The organism is Paracoccus marinaquae (genome assembly GCF_018860165.1).
GTDB lineage: Bacteria > Pseudomonadota > Alphaproteobacteria > Rhodobacterales > Rhodobacteraceae > Paracoccus > Paracoccus marinaquae.
In genome coordinates, this window is sequence record NZ_JAHKNG010000038.1 from 1 (window position 1) to 18618 (window position 18618).

An 18618-nucleotide genomic window follows, 5' to 3' on the forward strand; every position below is an offset into this window, starting at 1 on the left:
GGCTCGATTACCTCTTCAATGCGCGGAAGGGCGGCAGGCAGATTGCCAATGGTGCGCTTGGGCGCGGACTTGGTCGTCCCGCCCCCTGCTTTGGGGGCACGGATTTCCTTTTCCGCCTCAACCTCGGCCAGCGCGATGGACAGATCCTCGAACGCGAGCTGCCGCTCGTCCTCGGACAGCTTTTCCGACCGCTTGCCATGCAAGGCCTGGTTCAATTCGGCGATCAGATGCTCTTGCCGCCGGGTGATATCCTTGAGCGTCGCGACCTCTTCCAACAGCGTTTGCACCGCCGCGCGTTGCGCGGACGGGATGGCGGAAAGATCAAGGATTGCTGCGGTCTGCATGCTCGAGAACTATCAGAAACGCTTGGCAAAAACACGCAAAACCAAGCGGCTGATTCACTCTGCCGCAGCCGGTGGACGGGTTTCCAGCGCTTTGACGCGGCGCCAGTCCAGACCGGAAAACAGCGCCTCGAACTGGGCATGGTTCAGCGCCATCATCCCGTCCTTGATGGCGGGCCAGGTAAAACTCGAATCCTCCAGCCGCTTATAGGCCATCACCAGACCCGTGCCGTCCCAATACAAGAGCTTCAACCTGTCCGCCCGGCGCGAGCGGAACACAAAGACCGTGCCGGTAAACGGATCCTTGCGCAGCACCGATGACACCAGTGCCGCCAAACCATCATGGCCCTTCCTGAAGTCGACGGGCTGTGTCGAGACCAGAACCCGCACACAATTGGAGGGAAACATCATGACCGCAATCCGATCGCCAGCATGATCTCGGCAATGCGTGCGGCAGGCGTGGCGCTATCCAGCCGGATGGTCATCTGGCCTACAGCAATCTCGATGGCTCCAGTATCTGGCGCTTCGGACTTGCCCGACGGACCTGAAAGAACCGGAACAGGGGCGGAAAGGCCCCGGTCAGGCAGCTCGATCGGCGCAAAACAAAGGCCGTCATCCTCGTCTGCAGGCAAAACCAAGCGGCCATCCCGCGCCCGACCGCGCCATTCCGACAGATGGTTCGCCCGAAGCCCATATCGCGCCGCGACCGCGTTAACCGTCGCCCCCGGCTTCAAGCTCTCGGCCACGATCCGCGCCTTGATCTCATCCGGCCAGCGCCGCTGCCCGTTCGGTCGGATGTCTACCCCATAGTCCCTGAGAAACTCCACCGTAGTCGCCATCGCGAAACTCCCGCACAATCTCCGTCAGGCGCGAAATCTCAGACCGTGTGAAAACAAGGAAGGTGGGGCACAGGCGCCGCTTACCCTGAAATCGGATACACATAGAGGAGGTCCCGCGCCGCAAGCTCGACAGCGCTGCCCTCCCAAAATATGTGAATGGCCTCGCCGATCGCGGACATTTCGACGCCGTGCAGGTCGCTCCGGCCTCGTCTGCCGAAGTCCCCGATGAAGCGGGCGGTGTGCGTGCCGTCGTACTGGGTGTCAAACGTCCCCACAATGGCCGTGACGGCTCGGACGCGCTGGTCGAGGCGAAAGACATCTTGATGCAGCGCGGCAGCACGCCGCGCGTCTATCGCAACATGCTGGTATTCATCGCTGCGGAAAGTCGGCAACTCGACAATCTGAAGGATGCCGTGCGCGCCTCCCTTGCCTGGGGCGAGATCGTCCGTGACACCGAGCGGCTCAACCTCACCCAGAGCGACAGTGCGCTGGCCAAGACAAAACTGTCGGAGGCCAACGAGACGATGAAGACGCGCCTGAAAGAGGCATGGTGCTATTTGCACTATCCGGCCCAGGAGAGCGCCCAGGCTGACTGGGAATGGGTGTCGGGCAAAATTCCGGCGCAGGACGGGCTGCTGGCGCGCGCCAGCAAGAAGCTGGTCGCCGAAGAAGGCTTGCTCGTGGAGCTGGGGCCGTCTCGCCTCGACCGTGATCTCCAGAAATACATCTGGAACGGCAAGCCCCATCTGTCCCTGAAGGAACTGCGAGAGTTTCTCAATCGCTACATCTATCTGCCGCGCATCAAAAGCCAGGAGGTGCTGATCAAGGCCGTGCAGGCTGCCGTGAGCGGCATTCTGCCCGGCCCCTTTGCCTATGCCGAGCGGTGGGACGAGAAGACGGGCACCTATCTGGGTCTCGCGATCTCACACGCTGGCAACGCCGTTGTGGTCATCGATAGCGACAGCATCATCGTGAAACCGGATGTTGCGGAGACACATATACCGTCGCCAGTGCCGCCTGAGCCGACCGGTAATCCCGACGAGGCGACCGAGACCTCAGGGGAAACTAGCGGTGGCCAGAACAGCGGCGGTACATCAGAATCCACCACCACGGAAAAGAGGCCGACCCGATTTGCCGGAACGGTGATGGTATCTGCCGACAGGCCGGCGCGGGACATGCACCAGATCGTTGAGGCCATCGTCGAACAACTCACCATCATTCCCGGTAGCGATGTGAAGTTGAGGCTCGAAATCGAAGCCGAGATCCCTTCTGGCCTCGATCGGGCAAAGGTCAGAACGCTGGTCGAAAACGCCAACACACTCGGGTTCATCGAAAAGTCGGTCGAATAGTCGAGATGGGTTGCTCGTCGTCCCGCAGGTAAGAATGATGGTACAAATTGGCCACGGCAGCGGTGGCTTGGTTCAGAAAGTGAGGATACGTGTCGGAAGGACCGATCGAGACAGCATTGGCGGAACTGTCGCGGCTGCAGGACGATGATAGCGCGCGCGGCGAGGTTCTCGACCGCGCAAGCTTTACGATGCTGCATCGGCCTGCATTGGGTGGGCGTCTGGTCGCGAAGCTCTGCGCCACGGAGGAGAGTGCCCCGGAGCTGGAGCCACTCACCGAATTGCTGGCATCGGCACTGGATGCCGCGCGTATCGCCAGGGAGAACCGAAAGAAGCGAGGTGATACCTTTCTTGAGGCAGTGACGGATGCGGTCGAACTGGCTTCTGGCCAGGGGCGCCTGAGCCCCTTCCACCGCCTGCTTCTTGCAAGCGCATGGACGAGGAACGGACTGCCCGCACCCGCATCTCTGGAGGTTTCTTCCGCCGATATGATGCGCGCAGCGCCCGATCCTGCCCCGCAGGATTTTATCGCGGCGGAGGCGGCGCTGGAAGATCTGTTCCGCAGTCTGATCGAGCAGACCGAGGGCGATGCGCTCGCGCTGCATGCAACGCTGACCGAGACGTTCCCGGCAATGCCGTCGGCAATGCGTCAGCACGTCGTTGCATGGTCGGTTGGACGATCGGAGCCGATCCACGCGAAGCTGGCATGTTTCTGGCTGCTCGATCCGTCAGCGCAGATCCGCGCTGCGGCTGCACGGGCGCTGAGCGAACGCGCCACCGCCGGCACGCTGTCGGAAGAGGTTGCAGGCAAGATGGTGATCCTGCGCAGCTGGATGCCTCAGGACGATGCCCGCGCCTCGGTGGACAAGGCATTGAAACTCGCCATGCGGTCGGGTCTGGCGACCGGCGCGTCAGCCAGGCGGTGGACTATCCATTCGGTCATGGCCACACTGCCCGATGGCGGCGGCGCGCAAAGCGTCATGGTCGCGCTGCAATCGGCCGGAAGCCGCAAGACCGCGATGCTGCTCTTCAAGCAGGGCCACGGGGTCAAGGACGCCTATGCCGTGCCCTGCACGTCGGCGAGCGAGCAGAAGGCGCTGATCAGCCGCATCAGCCAGGAAACCGGCGCGGTCAAGGTGCCCCTCTCCTGGCTCGAAGGCAGCCTCGCCATGGCGCTAGCCGATGGCCTGGCAGCAGGGCTGCCCCCGGCCCCGGGGCTCATCGAGGTGGCGGAACTCTGCGGCCTCGACAAGCTGCGACCTGAAGCCGTCACGACCGAAGCCATGATCTCTGCCTTGCCCGCGTCGGAACGTATACGCGACCTCTCGGCGCAGGCGCGAGGCAAGCTGATCAATGCCAGCGAAGGCTGGTGGGATCGTCATGAGATCGTCCAGAGCTGGTTCGAGGAAAGCGATCATGCGCATGAGGTGCTCGAGGGCCGCCACAGCCCGCGCGCGCTGGACTCGGCGCTGTGGCGATGGCTTGAGACCCGACGCGACTTCTGGGCGCGACTTGTCGGGCGGGCAGCCGATGTGCTGGCGGCGGCCGACCACCCGGACGCCAACAGCTTCACGGCCACGGCGATGGCGCTCCTCGAAGGACGCGATCTGAAGAAGATCCCGGTCATGGCCGATGTCCACGACCAGACAATCGAAGCATGGGTATTCGACGACCCGAACATGGATCAGGGCGCCACGCTTGAGGAATGGGTGGAGGAGGCGGAAGCAGAGGCGCCAAAGCCGGAGCGGAAGGGCGAACTGGCGCGCCTCGTGAAAGGCTCGGCGATCACGGCAGACTGGATCGACGGGTTCCTGATGTCGGTCACCATCGCGCCGAAGGTGATCGCGCCCAACAGGTGGTTGCCCGAACTCCTCGGCAGCACCATTGGAAACCTGACGCCGGACAGTATCCAGCGCTTCGCCGATCTGATCCTGATGCGCGCGAACGCCTGCGTGGACCAGGCGAACGAGCCTGCGGAATTCACGGCCGCGATGTCCGGACGCAGCCAGATGGCCATGCGGGACTGGGCGGCCGGGTTCAGCCATGCCTGCGGGCAATTCCGATCATCCTGGCCCGCGAAGGCCATGACCCGGGATGATCGGGCGATGATGCAGCGCGTTGCCGATGCGATGGCCACGGGCTTCAACGCAACTGAGTTGAAGAGCCTCGGCCAGTGGATCGCTGCCCGGCATGATCGAAACAGGGGTTCCTGATAGTTGTTTCCACTGCGAATGTCGTCCGAAGGGGCGAGCGCCAGGGCTATCGCGGCGCGCATCCGGCGGAGGTGAGACTATCCGTCGGATCTGAAGGTGGTTGCTGTTCGAGAGCACGCGAGCCAGAGGAAAGCCCCACGACATTCTTGCTTCGAGGGTTGCCATCCTCAGGGAGGTGGTTGTGACAGCACAGAAGCTTTCCCCATCGCGCGAGCCATGCTCAACAAGCGTCGGCAGGCCGGGTTATCGTTTTGATCAGACCAGACCACGCTGAACGGCAACACTTCGTCCGCCAGTTGCCGGAATGCGATCCCCGGAAATTGCCCGACGGTGGTGGCTTCGCTCGTCAAGGTGAGGCCACGACCGACCGCGACCAGCGACAGGATGTTGTCGCGGCCCACATGCTGGGAGTGAATGTCAGGGTGATGACCGAGACCGGCAAGGTGAGCGACCAGATAGTCGTGGATCTCCTGGCCCGGTGCGACATCGCTCACGATGAAGCGTTCACCTGTCAGATCAGGCCATCCGAGTTGGGCTTTGGCAGCCAGCGGGTGGTCGGTCGGCAGCACGACAAAGACCCGTTCGCACCAGAGATGCTCCGTTTCGCAGCCATCCCAGCGAGCGGTTCCGGTAATGAAGGCGATGTCCAGGTCCAGCTTCCGGACAGCCGCGACATGCTCGGCAGGATTTCCGTCCATGAGGTCGATCTGAACCGTCGGATGGTGCCTCCCGAACTTCCGTAGGAGGTCAAACAGAAACCCCGACGCCAGCGACGAGAAAATTCCGACCTTGAGCAGTCCCTGGTCAGCCCGGCCAACCGCAGCGACTTTTGACACGCCGATGTCGATCTGCCGAAGGGCATGCCGGGCGCTGCGCAGAAACTCCTGCCCGGCGACTGTCAGCCGCACCCCGCCCGAATGTCGTATGAAAAGTGAGGCACCCAATTCATCCTCAAGGTCGCGGATCTGGCGGCTGACCGATGATTCATTGATGGCCAAGGCGATTGCGGCCTTGCGGAAACTCCCGTGGTCGACCGCCGCAAGGAAATGCCGCAACTGGCGCAACCGGATTGTGCTCTTACCGGCGCTGCCTTCGACAATACGCGCGAGGGCGGAGCTGCCAGGCGAGGCTTCCCTGTTTCGGTGCGCAGGCATGACGCATCATCCCGAAGCGTAGCAGGCATCTGGCCTACGTTCATTCGCAGCCTGCCCGCGAAGGCGATGGGGCGTGCCGTGATGGCCAGGTTCATACGCGCCCATCTCCGTCCTCCACACCTCAAACTTAATATCATTCAGTTCTCGGATGGTGCTGCTTGACATCGGGTCCGTCAACGAAAAAAGTAAACCGCATTCAGTTTTTACGCACAGTTGCAGCAGGGATCCCGATGGCTCGGCCCAGGAAGGAGCAGGAACTTGATATTCCTCGCCGCGCGGTCGAGGAAACGATCCGCCTGCTGACACAGCAGGGCGACTTCGGTGTTCCACTGACGGCGGTGGCACAAGCCGTGGGATGCACGGCACCGGCCCTTTACGGCCATTTCCGCAACAAGAATGCTTTGCTGCGCGCTGCGCGCGACGAAGGTTTTGGACGGCTCTACAACGAGAAGTTCGCGGTTTTCGAACAGATGCGAGGCGATCCGCTCGGCTATTTGCGCGATGGCAGCTATGCCTACGCGCGCTTCGCCCTGGAGAACCCCACTCTGTACCGGCTGATGTTCTCACCGCCCCCGAAGCTCGGGGTGAGTGATGACCCCTGGTCAAGCGAAGCGGGTCGTCAGGTCCTGAGTCTGCTGCTGACCGGCCTTCGCTCATCTCAGGAGCATGGTTACTTGCCGGGCGCTGACCTGCAACGCTACGGCTTCATGTTCTGGTCAACGATCCATGGTGCGGTCAGTCTGAACATTCAGGACCGCCTGCTGGACCACGCGGCGAAGTGGGACTCGACGCAGAGCGTGATAGACGCGCTCATGGAGATTATCGCGGCAACCGGCCCGGCCAAACACCCGATCACGTCATGAGCGGATCTTTCGCGCCTTTGCAAAGCCACGATCCGTGGCGATGAACCGCTCCAACATCGGCACGATAAGCCTGACGGGATCGGCGGCGGACTGGCCGCTCTCGCGGGCCAGTACCTCGGCATAGGCGATCAGATCGCGGTGAAGCGGCGCGGGCAGTTCCACCGTGATCTTCATGGGCTTGTCGTCCGTCAGCGGGCCGAGTTTCAGCTTGGTCATGGTCAACCTCCTGCCGACTCGAATACAAGGTCGCGGGTGACGATGATCCTGACTGGGAAGCCGGGGCGGATCGTGAGCGTCGGCGCAACCTGCAATTGGCGCTGGACGATCTGCTGGCCCGCCTGATTGACGGTATCCTGCGCTCCGTCGCGGATAGCTCGAACAAGCCGGTCCTCGTCGCTGGTGGCAAGTTCGGTTCCGACCGCGAGCAGCGTGGACAGCCCTGCGGCCTTCATCAGATCCCACCAATGATAATCGACGCCATCCTCAAGGCCGGCGTAGCCGCTGGCGTCCGCACCCGGCAGGCGCTCAAGGACGATGGAACGGCCGCCCGGCAGGATCAGGCGATTCCAGACCAGCAACACGCGGCGCTGGCCGAAGGTCACACCGTCATCATACTGGCCGATGATGCGTGTGCCCTGCGGGATCAGCAACAAGCTGCCGGTCGGACTGTCATAGACGTTTTCCGTCACCTGGGCGGTGATCTGGCCGGGAAGATCGGAGCGGATGCCGGTGATAAGCGCCGCCGGGATCACCGCCCCGGCCTGCAGGATATAGGGCGACGCCGGTGGTGCGACGCGATCCGGGGCGACGGTTTGCCGGTCCACAGGCCCGTTGAGAAAAGCGGTATGACGATCCTGCGCTGGAGCCTGACCACCGAGATCGAGACCGGCGAGGCCGGGCATGGTCGTTCCCGGCGTCGCTCCAGCCCGCGGGCCAGACTGGAAGAACACGCCGCTCAGACGAGCGGCTTCTTCCTCGGCGAGACGCCGCTGCTCATCTGGATCAACAGCGGGCGTCGTGATGGTCGGTGGCGCGACCGGTTGTCCCCGCCTCTCGGCCTCAAGTATCGGGCGGCCGAGATCGCCGGGCAACGCCGGTCCAAGGATCGGGCCGGTATAGTCGCGCGGCAAACCCGCCAGCCCATCCGCCGTGGGACGGTTCTCGGTCGAATAGAGTTCGCCACCGCCCGGTCCTGCGTCGCGGGTCTGGAGGGCGTAGATCAGTGCCCCGCCAATGCCGAGAAGGGCGACGGCTCCGGCGCTTGCCAGCACCTTGCGGGACAGGCGGGTGACGCGCGGCGGCTCGGCGCGCAGCCGCATGGGAGCGGTGGTGCCGGTATCGCTCATGAGGGTGATCCTCCCGTGGTCGCACCGTCTGGCTGGGCTGCGGCCTGCGTCTGCTCGACGCGGACGATCCTGACCACCTGCTGGCGATCGCCGGAGCCGAGGCGCAGCTCGGCCGCGCCGAACAGGCGGTCCACGATCAGGACGTTCTGGTGGATGCGGGAATTGACGATCTGCGGTTCGCCGTCCGATCCAAGGACGAACAGAGGCGGCATCTCTCCCTGCACGATGCCGCGCGGGAATACGACATAGACGCGCCTGCCGTCGTCGAAGACGGAAACCGGCCGCCATGGCGGGCTGCTGCCCTGCACCTGCAAGCCATAACGATAGTTGCGCGCGGCCTCGGCCGGGATGACGGGGACCGACGGCGCAGTCGTGCGGCTGCCCGGCGGCGGTGCCGGATACGCCCATGCCACGGCAGGCATATAGAGCGCCTCCCGCGCGCGGAGCTCGATCATGTAGATGCGCCGGTCGGTGGTGATGACGAGGTTGGTCGAAATGTCCGGCCGGGTCGGCTTCACAAGCACATGCACCCGGCGGGTCGGGCCGCTGCCGCTCTCGGTGTCACCGATGATCCAGCGGGCGGTGTCTCCGGCGGCAATCGGCCCCGCGCCGGTCAGGCTTTCGCCCGGCTCCAGCGCAATGGTGGTGATCTGCCCGACTGCGGCATAGACCTGATAGAGCGCGCCTTCGCTCCACGGATAGATCTGGATGGCGTTGTAGTAGCCTTCCCGGCGCGGCTCGACGCGGGCGGCGGCATTGGCGTTCTCGACGCGAGCCGTCGCCGTGCCGGCGGCCTCGCCGCCCCGCGCCACAGTCCAGGCGGGTGGGACGTGCAGCGGCCTGGGCGTCGTGTCGGCTGCGGCGGCCTGCACGGTCGGCAACGGCGGCACGTCGTCGTCGTAGCTGAACTGCGGCGCCCGATTGGTCGCGCAGCCGGCCAGCATGGTGGCGGAAAGCAGCAAAGCCACGCAGGCGGGTTTACGGAAGACCGGAAGCCCGGCTTTGCGGAAAGTCGTGGCGGTCATTGGCTCATCTCCCGCGACCAGTTGATCGCGTTGACATAGATTCCGAGGGGATTGGCGCGCAGCCGCTCGGCATCGCGCGGGGTCTGGATCACGATGGTCAGGATCGCGGTCCATCGCTCGGTGGTGGAGAGCTGGCCGTTCTCATAGTGCCGCTCAGACCAGGCCACGCGGAAGCTGTCCGGCGATGCCCGGATGATGCTCGACACTTCGACGGCGACCTGCTGTCGGCCGACACGCGTGAAGGGATCATTGGAGCGGGCGTAGTCGTTCAGCGCCGCCGCGCCCCGGTCGGTGGTGAACTCGTAGGCCCTGAGCCAGTTCTGGCGGACGACGATGGCGTCGGCCGGGAGCGAGCGAACCTGTTCGATGAAGCGGCCGAGGTGAAAGGCGATCTGTGGATCGGTCGGCCGATAGTCGGCTGTCGCCGGCGCGACGGTCTGGGCCTGGCCGAGATTATCCACCTGAACGACCCATGGCACGATTGTTCCACGCGCCGATTGCCAGACGAGAGCACCGGCGAAACCTGCCGCGAGGATCAAGGAGCCGAACGCCATGGTGCGCCAGTTCCTTGCCTGGACCCGGGCCGAGCCGATGCGTTCGTCCCAGACCTGCGCGGCGCGCTGGTAGGGCGTCTCGGGCTGCGGCACCTTGCCGTAATGGGTCGTCGGTCGTTTGAAGATGTTCATGTGCGGTCACTTTCGGAAAGGCTGACGGAGGAGCCGCCACCGTGGCTGTCACCGGACCGGACGGCATGGGCGGCAGCGGTGACGCCATGGCCCATGGCTCGGTTACGGCGCATGTTCTGCGCCCAGGCCGGCGGGCTATCTGCGGCTGAGGGAGGTGACGGCTCGGGCGATGGTGCGCCCCCAATCGTGCCCATGGAGGAGCTGCCGCCGGACGCAGCAAACCCGACTTTTGCGCCATCGGAGTAGCTGGATTTCACGCTGTCGGTGGCACGGGAGGCTGCGCGCTTCAAAGGCGAGATGGCAGCCGAGCCTGCGGCGCGTGCCACACCGCCAAGCCCGGAGGCGACCCCGGCCGCGCCGGAGTCGCCCATGGAGCCGAGGGTATAGGCTGACGAGGCCGCACCTGCGGCCGAGGCGCCACCGCGCGCAAGCGCAGCACCGCCCGAGAGTGCGGCGCCGCCGCCCCGCGCGGCGAGCATGGTCGCACCACCGGCAGCGATCGCAGCACCGCCGACAGCCAGGCCGGTTCCAACCGCCGCCCCTGCGCTGAGTTGCGGGCCGCCCGAGACGAGGCCGGTGGCGATGCCGGGGCCGAATATACCGAGACCGAGCAACGACAAGGCCGCCAGCACAATCGCCATCGCGTCGTCGATCGTCGGGGTCGCGCCACCGAAGCCGGCCGTAAACTGGCCGAAGAGCGTCGAGCCGATCCCGATGATGACGGCGAGAACCAGCACCTTGATGCCGCTGGAGACGACATTGCCCAGCACCCGTTCGGCCATGAAGGCGGTCTTACCAAACAGGCCGAACGGGATCAGCACGAAGCCCGCAAGCGTCGTCAGCTTGAACTCGATGAGGGTGACAAAGAGCTGGATCGCCAGGATGAAAAAGGCGAGGATCACCAGCGCCCAGGCGAAGAACAGGCAGAGGATCTGCACCAGGTTTTCAAAGACGGCGATCCAACCCATGAGATCGGAGATGGATTCGAGAAGCGGCCGCCCGGCATCAAGGCCGATCTGGGCGACGCGACCCGGCCGCAGGAGATCGGCGGCGGAAAACCCCGTGCCGGAGGCCATGAGGCCGAGGCCGGCGAAGCTCTCGAAGACGATGCGGGCGAGGTTGTTCCAGTTGGAAATGATATAGGCAAACACTCCGACGAAGATCGTCTTCTTCACCAGGCGCGCGATGATGTCGTCGTCGGCGCCCCAGGCCCAGAACAGAGCGGCGAGTGTCACGTCGATGACGATGAGCGTTGTGGCGATAAAGGCCACCTCACCGCCGAGCAGGCCGAAGCCCGAGTCGATATAGCTGGTGAAGATGCCGAGAAAATTGTCGATGACCCCCGTCCCGCCCATGATTATCGCCCCCCATCCGGGCCAGGCGTCGACGGCGCGGGTGTCCGGCCGAGAAACCGGTCGCGAGTCTCGGCCCAGATGCCCAGGCAGGCGGCATCATTGGCTGCCGCCTCTCCCATCTCCTGACAGCGGCGCTGCCCTTCGCGCAGGGGATCGACCTGACGCGAAAGCGCAGGAGCGGAAGGTGCTGGCGCGGGGGCTTCCTCGCGGGTCATCTCGATGATCGCCGCGGTGATCGCGACGGCGACGAACACGATGGCGGCAATCCGGACCAGCACTTTCCCTTCCATGATCTGCCCTCCCCGGCTCAGTTGAACATCTGCGCGTTGCCGGGCTGGTAGCCGCTGCCCGGTGCCAGGAAGCGCTCGCGCTGGATGCGGCCCTGCTCGGCGGCGGTCGCGCGTTCGGCCTCCATGAGAGCCTCAGCCCGGCCATTGGCCGAGATGACCGCGATCAGATCGGAAAGCTGCTGGGACTGGAGGGCGAGAAGCTGGTTGCCGGCCTGGGTAGCCTGAAGCGCGCCGGTCGCGCCCTGGCTTTCGCCGACGAGCGTGGACATCTCGGCCCGGTTGCTGTCGATGTTGCCGACAACGCCGGCCTGCACCCGCATCGCGTCCTGAAGACCCCCGACGGTAGTCTCCCAGCGGGACCGGGCATCGGCGATGAGCTGCTGATCGGTCGCGGTCAGGGACAGATTGCCGTAATCCTGCTGGAACATCTGGTCGATGTTCTGCACATCGAAGGCGATGTTCTGGGCCTGCCCGAGAAGCTGCTGGGTGCGATGGACGTTCTGCTGAAGCTGCTGGAGCGACGAATACGGCAGGCTCGCGAGATTGCGGGCCTGGTTGATCAGCATCTGTGCCTCGTTCTGGAGCGAGGTGATCTGATTGTTGATCTGCTCCAGCGTGCGTGCGGCGGTCAGCAGGTTCTCGGCATGGTTGGTCGGGTCATAGACGATTCGGCCGAACCCGCCGAAGAAGGCATGGGCCGGTGTCGTGAATATTGGTGCCAGCGCCAGCGGCGCGGAGAGCGCAAGCAAGAGCGTCGAGGCGCTGGCCATGCGGATGAACCGGGGAATTGTGCGCGTCATAGGGTAATCTCCTCTTCTTTCAGGATGATGCCGAACTCGTCCTCATCGACGACGGGCGGCAGGTGTTCGCTTTCGGTCGCGAGATTGGTGAGGTCCGGGATGAGATCGGCCGCCCAATCGACGCCGCGGGCACGTAGCCAGGCGGCGAGAAATTCGTTGCGGCCATGCTCGGCGAGGATGTCGCTGATCAGGGCCTGATCGGACTTGGCCGATGCGGCGCAAAGCGCCAGCCCGACTTCTGACAATCCAAGGTCGAACAGGCGGTTGCCGCGCCGCGACTGGCAGTAGTAGTCCCGTTTCGGTGTGGCCCGTGCGAGGATCTCGATCTGCCGGTCGTTCAGCCCGAAGCGACGATAAATCGCCGTGATCTGCGGCTCGATGGCGCGCTCATTTGGCAGCAGAAGCCGCGTCGGACAGCTTTCGATGATCGCCGGGGCGATGGCGGAATTGTCGATGTCCGACAGCGACTGCGTGGCGAAGATGACGCTGGCGTTCTTTTTGCGCAGGGTCTTGAGCCATTCTCTCAGCTGGTCTGCAAACCCTTTGTCGTCGAGCGCCAGCCAGCCCTCGTCGATAATCAGCAGCGTCGGTCGGCCATCGAGTCGGTCGCCGATACGGTGGAACAGGTAGGACAAAACCGCCGGTGCGGCTCCAGTGCCGACCAGGCCCTCGATCTCGAACGCCTGCACGTCGGCAGAGCCAAGATGTTCGGCCTCCGCATCGAGCAGCCGGCCATAGGGTCCACCGACGCAATAGGAGCGCAGCGCCTGTTTCAGGTCATTGGACTGAAGCAGCACGGCGAGGCCGGTGATGGTGCGTTCCCCGACCGGAGCCGAGGCAAGCGAGGTCAGCGCGGTCCAGAGATGTTCCTTCACCTCGGGCGTGATCTGGATATTCTCGCGCAGCAGGATCGCCACGATCCAATCGGCGGCCCAGGCCCGCTCGGCAGTTTCGTGGATGCGGGCCAGCGGTTGCAGCGAAACGGACGTCTCGGAAGCGTCGGTCAATTCACCGCCGAGATCATGCCAGTCACCCTGCATCGCGAGTGCGCAGGCGCGGATGGAGCCGCCGAAATCGAAGGCGAAGACCTGTGAGCGCGCGTAGCGGCGGAACTGCAAGGCCATCAGCGCCAGCAGCACCGACTTGCCGGCGCCGGTCGGTCCGACGACAAGGGTATGGCCTACGTCGCCGACATGGAGGGACAGCCGGAACGGGGTCGAGCCTTCGGTCCTGCCGTAAAGCAGCGGGGGCGCGCCGAAGTGATCGTCCCGCTCCGGCCCCGCCCACACGGCGCTTGAGGGAACCATGTGGGCAAGGTTGAGCGTCGAGACCGGCGGTTGGCGGACATTGGCATAGGCATGTCCGGGCAGGCTGCCGAGCCAGGCGTCGACGGCATTGACCGTCTCGACCATGACGCTGAAATCGCGGGACTGGATGATCTTTTCGACCAGGCGCAGCTTTTCGTCGGCGCGGCGGACGTCCTCGTCCCAGACGGTGATGGTCGCGGTGACATAGGCCATCCCGGCCATGTCGGCGCCGAGTTCCTGCAAGGCCATGTCTGCGTCGGCGGCCTTGTTCGCTGCATCGGTGTCCACGAGGGCAGATTGCTCGTTGGTCATCACCTCCTTGATGATCGCCGCGATGCTCTTGCGCTTGGCGAACCATTGCCGGCGGATCTTCGTCAGCAGCCGGATCGCGTCGGTTTTGTCCATGAGGATGGCGCGGGTGGACCATCGGTAAGGAAAGGCCAGCCGGTTCATCTCATCAAGCAGGCCGGGGGTGGTCGTGCCCGGAAATCCGGTGATCGTCAGTACCCGGAGATGCTGAGTGCCCAGGCGCGGCTCCAGCCCGCCGGTCAGCGGCTGATCGGCCAGCAGAGCGTCGAGATACATCGGCACTTCGGGCACGCGGACGCGATGCCGATTGGTCGAGATGGTGGAATGGAGGTAGGTCAGCGTGCCGGCGTCATCGAGCCAGCTACATTCCGGCATGAAGCCGTCGAGCAGCGCCAGCACGCGGTCGGTGCGGTCGATGAAGCCGCGCACCAGTTCCCAGGGGTTCACGCCCGAGGTCTCGCGGCCCTCGTAAAGCCAGGACTCCGATCGTGCGGCATCTTCGGCGGGCGGGAGCCAGAGAAAGGTCAGGAAATAGCCGGAGACGAAATGGCTGCCCTCTTCCTCGAAATCGGCCTTGCGCTCGGCATCGACCAGCGCCGAGGCGGGATCGGGGAAGCGGTCCGCAGGATAGGTTGCGGCCTCCGAACGCTGTGCTTCCACGAAAATGGCCCAGCCAGAGCCGAGACGGCGGAAGGCGTTGTTCAGCCGCCCGGCGACCGCGACCAGTTCGGCCGCGACGGCGGAATCCAGATCGGGGCCACGAAACTTCGCAGTGCGCTGGAATGATCCGTCCTTGTTGAGGACAACCCCCTCCCCGACCAGGGCGACCCAAGGCAGATAATCGGCCAGCCGGGATGCGGTGCGGCGGTATTCTGCGAGATTCATCATGGATCAAACCTCACACCGAGAGATGGCCGGGGATGCGCAGATGGCGGCGCGCGACCTCGACGAAGAGCGGATCGCGCTTGGCGGCCCAGACGGCGGCGATGTGACCAACCGCCCAGATCAGGATGCCCGCCAGCCAGAGCTGGAGACCGAGGCCGACTGCCCCGGCCAGCGTGCCGTTCAGGATCGCGACAGAGCGTGGCGCGCCGCCGAGCAGGATCGGCTCGGTCAGGGCGCGGTGAACCGGCACCGCGAAGCCGGGCACGGTATCGAGGGCCTCGAAACTCACCGCCATCAGACCAGCGCCCCGCCGCCGAAGCTGAAGAACGACAGGAAGAAGCTGGAGGCCGCGAAGGCGATGGAGATGCCGAAGACGATCTGGATCAGCCGCCGGAAGCCGCCGCCGGTGTCGCCGAAAGCCAACGTCAGGCCGGTGACGATGATGATGATCACCGCCACGATTTTCGCCACCGGACCTTCGACGGATTCGAGGATGGATTGCAGCGGCGCTTCCCAGGGCATCGAGGAGCCGGAGGCAAAGACCGGGGACGTCATCAGGCTCACCCAGGCGACGGCCGAGGCGGTTGCGATATGGTGACGGATGCGGAAGGCACGACGGATCATGCAGGGTCTCCAGTGTTGCGAGTGGTGTCGGGTTCTGAAAAGGCGGGGAAAATCCGGTAGTCGCCGTCGGGACCGAGACCTTCGACGCGGGCGAGTTCAACAAGCCGCCGTGCGGAACCGCGACCGGCGAGGACGGCCACGAGGTCGATGGTTTCGGCGATCATGGCGCGCGGAACGGTGACGACGGCTTCCTGGATCAGTTGTTCGAGGCGGCGAAGCGCGCCAATGCCGGAACCGGCATGGATGGTGCCGATCCCTCCGGGGTGCCCGGTGCCCCAGGCTTTGAGGAGATCGAGCGCCTCGGCGCCACGCACCTCACCGATCGGAATACGGTCGGGACGCAGCCGCAGCGAGGAACGGACCAGATCGGACAAAGTGGCAACGCCATCCTTGGTCCGCATGGCGACAAGGTTGGGTGCCGCGCATTGCAGCTCGCGGGTGTCCTCGATGATGACGACGCGATCCTGCGTCTTCGCCACTTCGGCGAGCAGTGCGTTGGTCAAGGTGGTCTTGCCGGTCGAGGTTCCTCCCGCCACCAGGATATTGGCGCGGGATGCGACGGCCTCGCGGAGCGTTGCGGCATGATCGGTGGACATGATGCCGGCCGCCACATAGTCATCGAGCGTGAACACCGCGACGGCGGGCTTGCGGATGGCGAAGGCGGGTGCGCCGACGACCGGCGGCAGCAGTCCCTCGAAGCGCTCGCCGGTCTCCGGCAGTTCGGCCGAGACGCGGGGGCTGCGGGTGTGAACTTCGACGCCGACATGGTGGGCAACCAGACGCACGATGCGCTCGCCATCGGCGGCGGATAGCGTCTCGCCGGTGTCGGCCAATCCTTCCGACAGCCGATCCACCCAGATCCGGCCGTCGGGGTTGAGCATGACCTCGACGACGGACGGGTCTTGCAGCAGGGTTGAGATGGCAGGCCCGAGCGCCGTTCGGAGCATGCGCGCGCCGCGGTCCACCGTTGCCTGTTTGTAGTTGATACCTGCCATCTCGTCCCCGTTCCACCGGGGAGGCGAGAGATGATCCCCGGATGGGGAGGACTAAAAGAGACCCGAATCGGGTGGTTTCAACAAGTTTCGACCGTCGTAGTAGTATAGCGTGCAAATACAGGAGAACGGCGGTGGTGCCCGCTCCGTCGGGAGAGCCGTACACGAGTCATCGCAATATCGAGTCCAGCCGAATGATTCGACGGGTATGACTGTTCGCGAAGCCTGACCTCCATCCTCTGCAAGAGCCAGGCTTGATTGGCAGGCGCAGGACGAAACTGCGATCTACGCCCCCTTGCGACGGGATTGCGTGACGGCGGCGTGCAAGGGGATAAGGTTGCAATGTGGGCCGGATGCGCGACGGCCTCCCAGAGCGCCATGGTTCCGCAGGTGCGCACGATCAATCTGGCCCAAGGGCCACCAAGCCGAGGATCCGGATCATGAAGTTCACTCACCTTCTCACCCTTCTGTTCCTAGCCATCCCCCCTGCGGCGATTGCACAGGAACCGGGCGGCGGCGGTGGGCCGGCGGTGAACCGGAGCGTCTTCGCCACCGACGCCATCATCGGCGTCACCGCCGTGACGCGGGTGTTCGGGCGCAGCCAGAACGTGACGGCGGCCATCGTCGAATTCGCGGCGCCGCTGGCGGCCGCCACCCTGTCGCCCGACAGCTTTGCCGTGGACGACCGCCGCATCCTGTCGGCCCGGGTGGCGGCCACGCCCGACCTCGACGCACCCGCCGCCGATGGCCGTTTCGTGATCCTGACGCTCGATCCGGCCGACGAGGCCTCGGTCGTCTTCGCCCCCGGCATGGATGAGGCGCCGCAACTGATCGTGCATCTGGCCGCCCCGCTGGCGCTGGCCGGCGGGGGCGTGTTGGCGGCGACGGAAACGGGCGTCATCAACACCCGTGTCACCAATCTGATCGTCGAAGATTTCCGCCAGCTCCGCTTCGCCGACCCCGAGACAGGCCTGCTGCTGGACTACAACCTCTATGTCCCCGCGGGTGCCGATGCCGGGCAGGACTATCCGCTGGTGATGTTCCTGCACGATGCCGGCGTGACCGGATCGAACCCGCGCCGCACCCTGCAGCAGGGGCTGGGGGCGGTATCCTTCGCCAGCCCCAACGATCAAGCGCGCCACCCGTCCTTCGTGCTGGCGCCGCAGTTCCCGGTGCCGCTGGCCAATGACGCCTCGCAGACCTCGGTCTATGTGGAGATGCTGCCGCGCCTGATCGAGCAACTGGCGACCGAACATGCCATCGACCGCGCCCGCATCTATACCACCGGCCAGTCCGGCGGCTGCATGAGCAGCATCGCGCTGAACGTGGCGCATCCCGACCTGTTCGCCGGCACGCTCTGCGTCGCGGGGCAATGGGAGCCCTCCGTCACCGCGCCGCTGGCCGGGGCCAATTTCTGGGCCGTCGTCTCCGAGGATGACAGCAAGGCATTCCCCGGCATGACCGCGATCATGGAGGTGCTGGAGGCGAACGACGCCCGGATCACCCGCGGCAGCCTGGACGCCAGGGCCACGCCCGAAGCGCAGGCCGAAGCGGTGGCCGCGATCCGGGCCGAAGGGGCAGAGAGCAACGTCTTCTTCACCACCTTCACCCCCGGCAGTGTCTTGTCCGGGGACGGCAGCAACGCGGGTGGTGCGGGCCATGTCAACACATGGATCTATGCCTACGATATCCCGGCGATCCGGGACTGGCTCTTCGAACAGCACCGATGAAGCGGGCTTCGCCTGCTTGAGTTTCATCCTGACCGATCATCGGAATCCGGCCCAAGCGACACTCTATTCAACCCGATTCTGTCACGCGTCAGGTCCGGCCACATCCTCCGAAATCTCCTGCCGAAGCTTCGGCCCCTGAGCGAGCCGTCGGCCGAGGGCCGTGATGAACGCCTCATACCGCTCGGCCGATTTGGCCTTGGCCGCCTTCGCTGCCGGCTCGGGCAAGGCCGGCGTTGTCGTGACCCAGAACCGAATGAACACCGCCAGGCTTTCGACGGCGATTCCGACATCACGCTCCAGCCGCGTCATGCGGCGGTCGAGCTGGTCGAGGCGCTTGACGACAACCGCTTCGCGCCGCTCGGCGTCGTCCGGCGACAGGAACGACGCGATGGCGGCTTCGGCGATCATGGATTGCGAGCGATCCCGGCGCGCGGCGAAGTCCGCAAGGGCGGTCGTGACATCGGGGTCAAGATAGATCGTGATCTTCGATTTCTTCCTGTGGCGTGTCATGGT

The 18618-nt window shown here is 64.9% G+C and carries 20 protein-coding genes; 4 read left to right on the plus strand and 16 right to left on the minus strand.

Going from position 1 to position 18618, the window contains the following annotated elements; translation table 11 throughout:
• The 3 genes from KNW02_RS16365 to tnpA all read right to left on the minus strand — a co-directional run.
• The coding region (locus KNW02_RS16365; protein ID WP_216034319.1) for a transposase at positions 1 to 344 on the minus strand (344 nt) is incomplete at its 3' end.
• Positions 345 to 398: 54 nt separating this feature from the next.
• Positions 399 to 752: an IS66 family insertion sequence element accessory protein TnpB gene (tnpB, locus tag KNW02_RS16370; protein ID WP_216034320.1), complete on the minus strand. Its 354-nt coding sequence runs from the start codon at positions 750 to 752 to the stop codon at positions 399 to 401.
• Positions 749 to 1180 (minus strand): IS66-like element accessory protein TnpA, encoded by a 432-nt coding sequence (tnpA, locus tag KNW02_RS16375; protein WP_216034321.1) that lies wholly within the window; start codon positions 1178 to 1180, stop codon positions 749 to 751. Before tnpA ends, tnpB begins: the two co-directional genes overlap by 4 nt.
• A 152-nt stretch (positions 1181 to 1332) precedes the next feature.
• On the opposite strand from tnpA, the gene KNW02_RS16380 reads away from it, so the two are divergent.
• On the plus strand, positions 1333 to 2529 hold the full coding sequence (locus KNW02_RS16380; RefSeq protein ID WP_216034322.1) for a hypothetical protein: 1197 nt from the start codon (positions 1333 to 1335) through the stop codon (positions 2527 to 2529).
• Between the two features lie 89 nt (positions 2530 to 2618).
• On the plus strand, positions 2619 to 4739 hold the full coding sequence (locus KNW02_RS21215) for a UPF0149 family protein (RefSeq protein WP_216034323.1): 2121 nt from the start codon (positions 2619 to 2621) through the stop codon (positions 4737 to 4739).
• Between the two features lie 167 nt (positions 4740 to 4906).
• On the opposite strand, the gene KNW02_RS16390 is transcribed toward KNW02_RS21215, so the two are convergent.
• Entirely contained in the window at positions 4907 to 5893 is a 987-nt protein-coding gene (locus KNW02_RS16390; RefSeq protein ID WP_216034324.1) for a LysR family transcriptional regulator, read from the minus strand.
• Positions 5894 to 6123: 230 nt separating this feature from the next.
• Between KNW02_RS16390 and KNW02_RS16395 the strand changes: the two genes are divergently transcribed.
• On the plus strand, positions 6124 to 6756 hold the full coding sequence (locus KNW02_RS16395; protein ID WP_216034325.1) for a TetR/AcrR family transcriptional regulator: 633 nt from the start codon (positions 6124 to 6126) through the stop codon (positions 6754 to 6756).
• Here the strand turns inward: KNW02_RS16395 and KNW02_RS16400 are convergent.
• From KNW02_RS16400 to trbB, 11 genes are read right to left on the minus strand one after another with little or no spacing between them, the layout of a single operon-like run.
• Positions 6751 to 6972, minus strand: a complete 222-nt coding sequence (locus KNW02_RS16400) for a DUF2274 domain-containing protein (protein ID WP_216034326.1) — start codon at positions 6970 to 6972, stop codon at positions 6751 to 6753. The two genes, KNW02_RS16395 and KNW02_RS16400, sit on opposite strands and share 6 nt — an antisense overlap.
• Positions 6973 to 6974: 2 nt before the next feature.
• Entirely contained in the window at positions 6975 to 8102 is a 1128-nt protein-coding gene (locus KNW02_RS16405; protein ID WP_216034327.1) for a TraB/TrbI/VirB10 family type IV secretion system protein, read from the minus strand.
• Positions 8099 to 9127, minus strand: coding sequence for a P-type conjugative transfer protein TrbG (gene trbG / locus KNW02_RS16410; protein WP_216034328.1), 1029 nt, complete (start codon positions 9125 to 9127; stop codon positions 8099 to 8101). The genes KNW02_RS16405 and trbG overlap by 4 nt, the downstream gene beginning before the upstream one ends.
• Positions 9124 to 9813, minus strand: coding sequence for a conjugal transfer protein TrbF (trbF, locus tag KNW02_RS16415; RefSeq protein WP_216034329.1), 690 nt, complete (start codon positions 9811 to 9813; stop codon positions 9124 to 9126). The genes trbG and trbF overlap by 4 nt, the downstream gene beginning before the upstream one ends.
• Positions 9810 to 11168, minus strand: coding sequence for a P-type conjugative transfer protein TrbL (trbL, locus tag KNW02_RS16420; protein WP_216034330.1), 1359 nt, complete (start codon positions 11166 to 11168; stop codon positions 9810 to 9812). Before trbL ends, trbF begins: the two co-directional genes overlap by 4 nt.
• Before the next feature lie 2 nt (positions 11169 to 11170).
• Positions 11171 to 11458 (minus strand): putative entry exclusion protein TrbK-alt, encoded by a 288-nt coding sequence (trbK-alt, locus tag KNW02_RS16425; RefSeq protein ID WP_216034331.1) that lies wholly within the window; start codon positions 11456 to 11458, stop codon positions 11171 to 11173.
• A gap of 17 nt (positions 11459 to 11475) precedes the next feature.
• Positions 11476 to 12258 carry a P-type conjugative transfer protein TrbJ gene (gene trbJ / locus KNW02_RS16430; RefSeq protein WP_216034332.1) on the minus strand — a complete coding sequence of 261 codons (783 nt, stop codon included), beginning with the start codon at positions 12256 to 12258 and terminating at the stop codon, positions 11476 to 11478.
• A complete protein-coding gene (gene trbE / locus KNW02_RS16435) occupies positions 12255 to 14762 on the minus strand; it encodes a conjugal transfer protein TrbE (protein ID WP_216034333.1) in 2508 nt (835 codons plus the stop codon). Before trbE ends, trbJ begins: the two co-directional genes overlap by 4 nt.
• 10 nt (positions 14763 to 14772) lie before the next feature.
• Positions 14773 to 15054 carry a VirB3 family type IV secretion system protein gene (locus KNW02_RS16440; RefSeq protein WP_080620506.1) on the minus strand — a complete coding sequence of 94 codons (282 nt, stop codon included), beginning with the start codon at positions 15052 to 15054 and terminating at the stop codon, positions 14773 to 14775.
• Positions 15054 to 15383, minus strand: coding sequence for a TrbC/VirB2 family type IV secretion system protein (locus tag KNW02_RS16445; protein WP_216034334.1), 330 nt, complete (start codon positions 15381 to 15383; stop codon positions 15054 to 15056). Before KNW02_RS16445 ends, KNW02_RS16440 begins: the two co-directional genes overlap by 1 nt.
• The gene (gene trbB, locus KNW02_RS16450) at positions 15380 to 16330 is read right to left on the minus strand and encodes a P-type conjugative transfer ATPase TrbB (protein WP_431356769.1); all 951 of its coding nucleotides are present in this window, start codon (positions 16328 to 16330) and stop codon (positions 15380 to 15382) included. Before trbB ends, KNW02_RS16445 begins: the two co-directional genes overlap by 4 nt.
• A gap of 485 nt (positions 16331 to 16815) precedes the next feature.
• Here trbB and KNW02_RS16455 point away from each other — a divergent pair, with 485 nt between their 5' ends.
• Positions 16816 to 18105: a prolyl oligopeptidase family serine peptidase gene (locus tag KNW02_RS16455; RefSeq protein WP_216034336.1), complete on the plus strand. Its 1290-nt coding sequence runs from the start codon at positions 16816 to 16818 to the stop codon at positions 18103 to 18105.
• Between the two features lie 81 nt (positions 18106 to 18186).
• Here the strand turns inward: KNW02_RS16455 and KNW02_RS16460 are convergent, their stop codons facing one another.
• Positions 18187 to 18615: a CopG family transcriptional regulator gene (locus tag KNW02_RS16460; protein ID WP_216034337.1), complete on the minus strand. Its 429-nt coding sequence runs from the start codon at positions 18613 to 18615 to the stop codon at positions 18187 to 18189.
• Between the last annotated feature and the right edge of the window lie 3 nt (positions 18616 to 18618).

What these genes read in the sequence shown, in the direction of transcription:
- tnpB (WP_216034320.1), bottom strand. Translation starts at nt 752, where the DNA reads ATGATGTTTCCCTCCAATTGTGTGCGGGTTCTGGTCTCGACACAGCCC.
- KNW02_RS16395 (WP_216034325.1), top strand. Translation starts at nt 6,124, where the DNA reads ATGGCTCGGCCCAGGAAGGAGCAGGAACTTGATATTCCTCGCCGCGCG.
- KNW02_RS16400 (WP_216034326.1), bottom strand. Translation starts at nt 6,972, where the DNA reads ATGACCAAGCTGAAACTCGGCCCGCTGACGGACGACAAGCCCATGAAG.
- KNW02_RS16405 (WP_216034327.1), bottom strand. Translation starts at nt 8,102, where the DNA reads ATGAGCGATACCGGCACCACCGCTCCCATGCGGCTGCGCGCCGAGCCG.
- trbK-alt (WP_216034331.1), bottom strand. Translation starts at nt 11,458, where the DNA reads ATGGAAGGGAAAGTGCTGGTCCGGATTGCCGCCATCGTGTTCGTCGCC.
- trbB (WP_431356769.1), bottom strand. Translation starts at nt 16,330, where the DNA reads ATGCTCCGAACGGCGCTCGGGCCTGCCATCTCAACCCTGCTGCAAGAC.
- trbE (WP_216034333.1), bottom strand. Translation starts at nt 14,762, where the DNA reads ATGATGAATCTCGCAGAATACCGCCGCACCGCATCCCGGCTGGCCGAT.
- KNW02_RS16440 (WP_080620506.1), bottom strand. Translation starts at nt 15,054, where the DNA reads ATGGCGGTGAGTTTCGAGGCCCTCGATACCGTGCCCGGCTTCGCGGTG.
- trbJ (WP_216034332.1), bottom strand. Translation starts at nt 12,258, where the DNA reads ATGACGCGCACAATTCCCCGGTTCATCCGCATGGCCAGCGCCTCGACG.
- trbG (WP_216034328.1), bottom strand. Translation starts at nt 9,127, where the DNA reads ATGACCGCCACGACTTTCCGCAAAGCCGGGCTTCCGGTCTTCCGTAAA.
- KNW02_RS16460 (WP_216034337.1), bottom strand. Translation starts at nt 18,615, where the DNA reads ATGACACGCCACAGGAAGAAATCGAAGATCACGATCTATCTTGACCCC.
- trbF (WP_216034329.1), bottom strand. Translation starts at nt 9,813, where the DNA reads ATGAACATCTTCAAACGACCGACGACCCATTACGGCAAGGTGCCGCAG.
- tnpA (WP_216034321.1), bottom strand. Translation starts at nt 1,180, where the DNA reads ATGGCGACTACGGTGGAGTTTCTCAGGGACTATGGGGTAGACATCCGA.
- KNW02_RS16445 (WP_216034334.1), bottom strand. Translation starts at nt 15,383, where the DNA reads ATGATCCGTCGTGCCTTCCGCATCCGTCACCATATCGCAACCGCCTCG.
- KNW02_RS16455 (WP_216034336.1), top strand. Translation starts at nt 16,816, where the DNA reads ATGAAGTTCACTCACCTTCTCACCCTTCTGTTCCTAGCCATCCCCCCT.
- KNW02_RS16390 (WP_216034324.1), bottom strand. Translation starts at nt 5,893, where the DNA reads ATGCCTGCGCACCGAAACAGGGAAGCCTCGCCTGGCAGCTCCGCCCTC.
- trbL (WP_216034330.1), bottom strand. Translation starts at nt 11,168, where the DNA reads ATGGGCGGGACGGGGGTCATCGACAATTTTCTCGGCATCTTCACCAGC.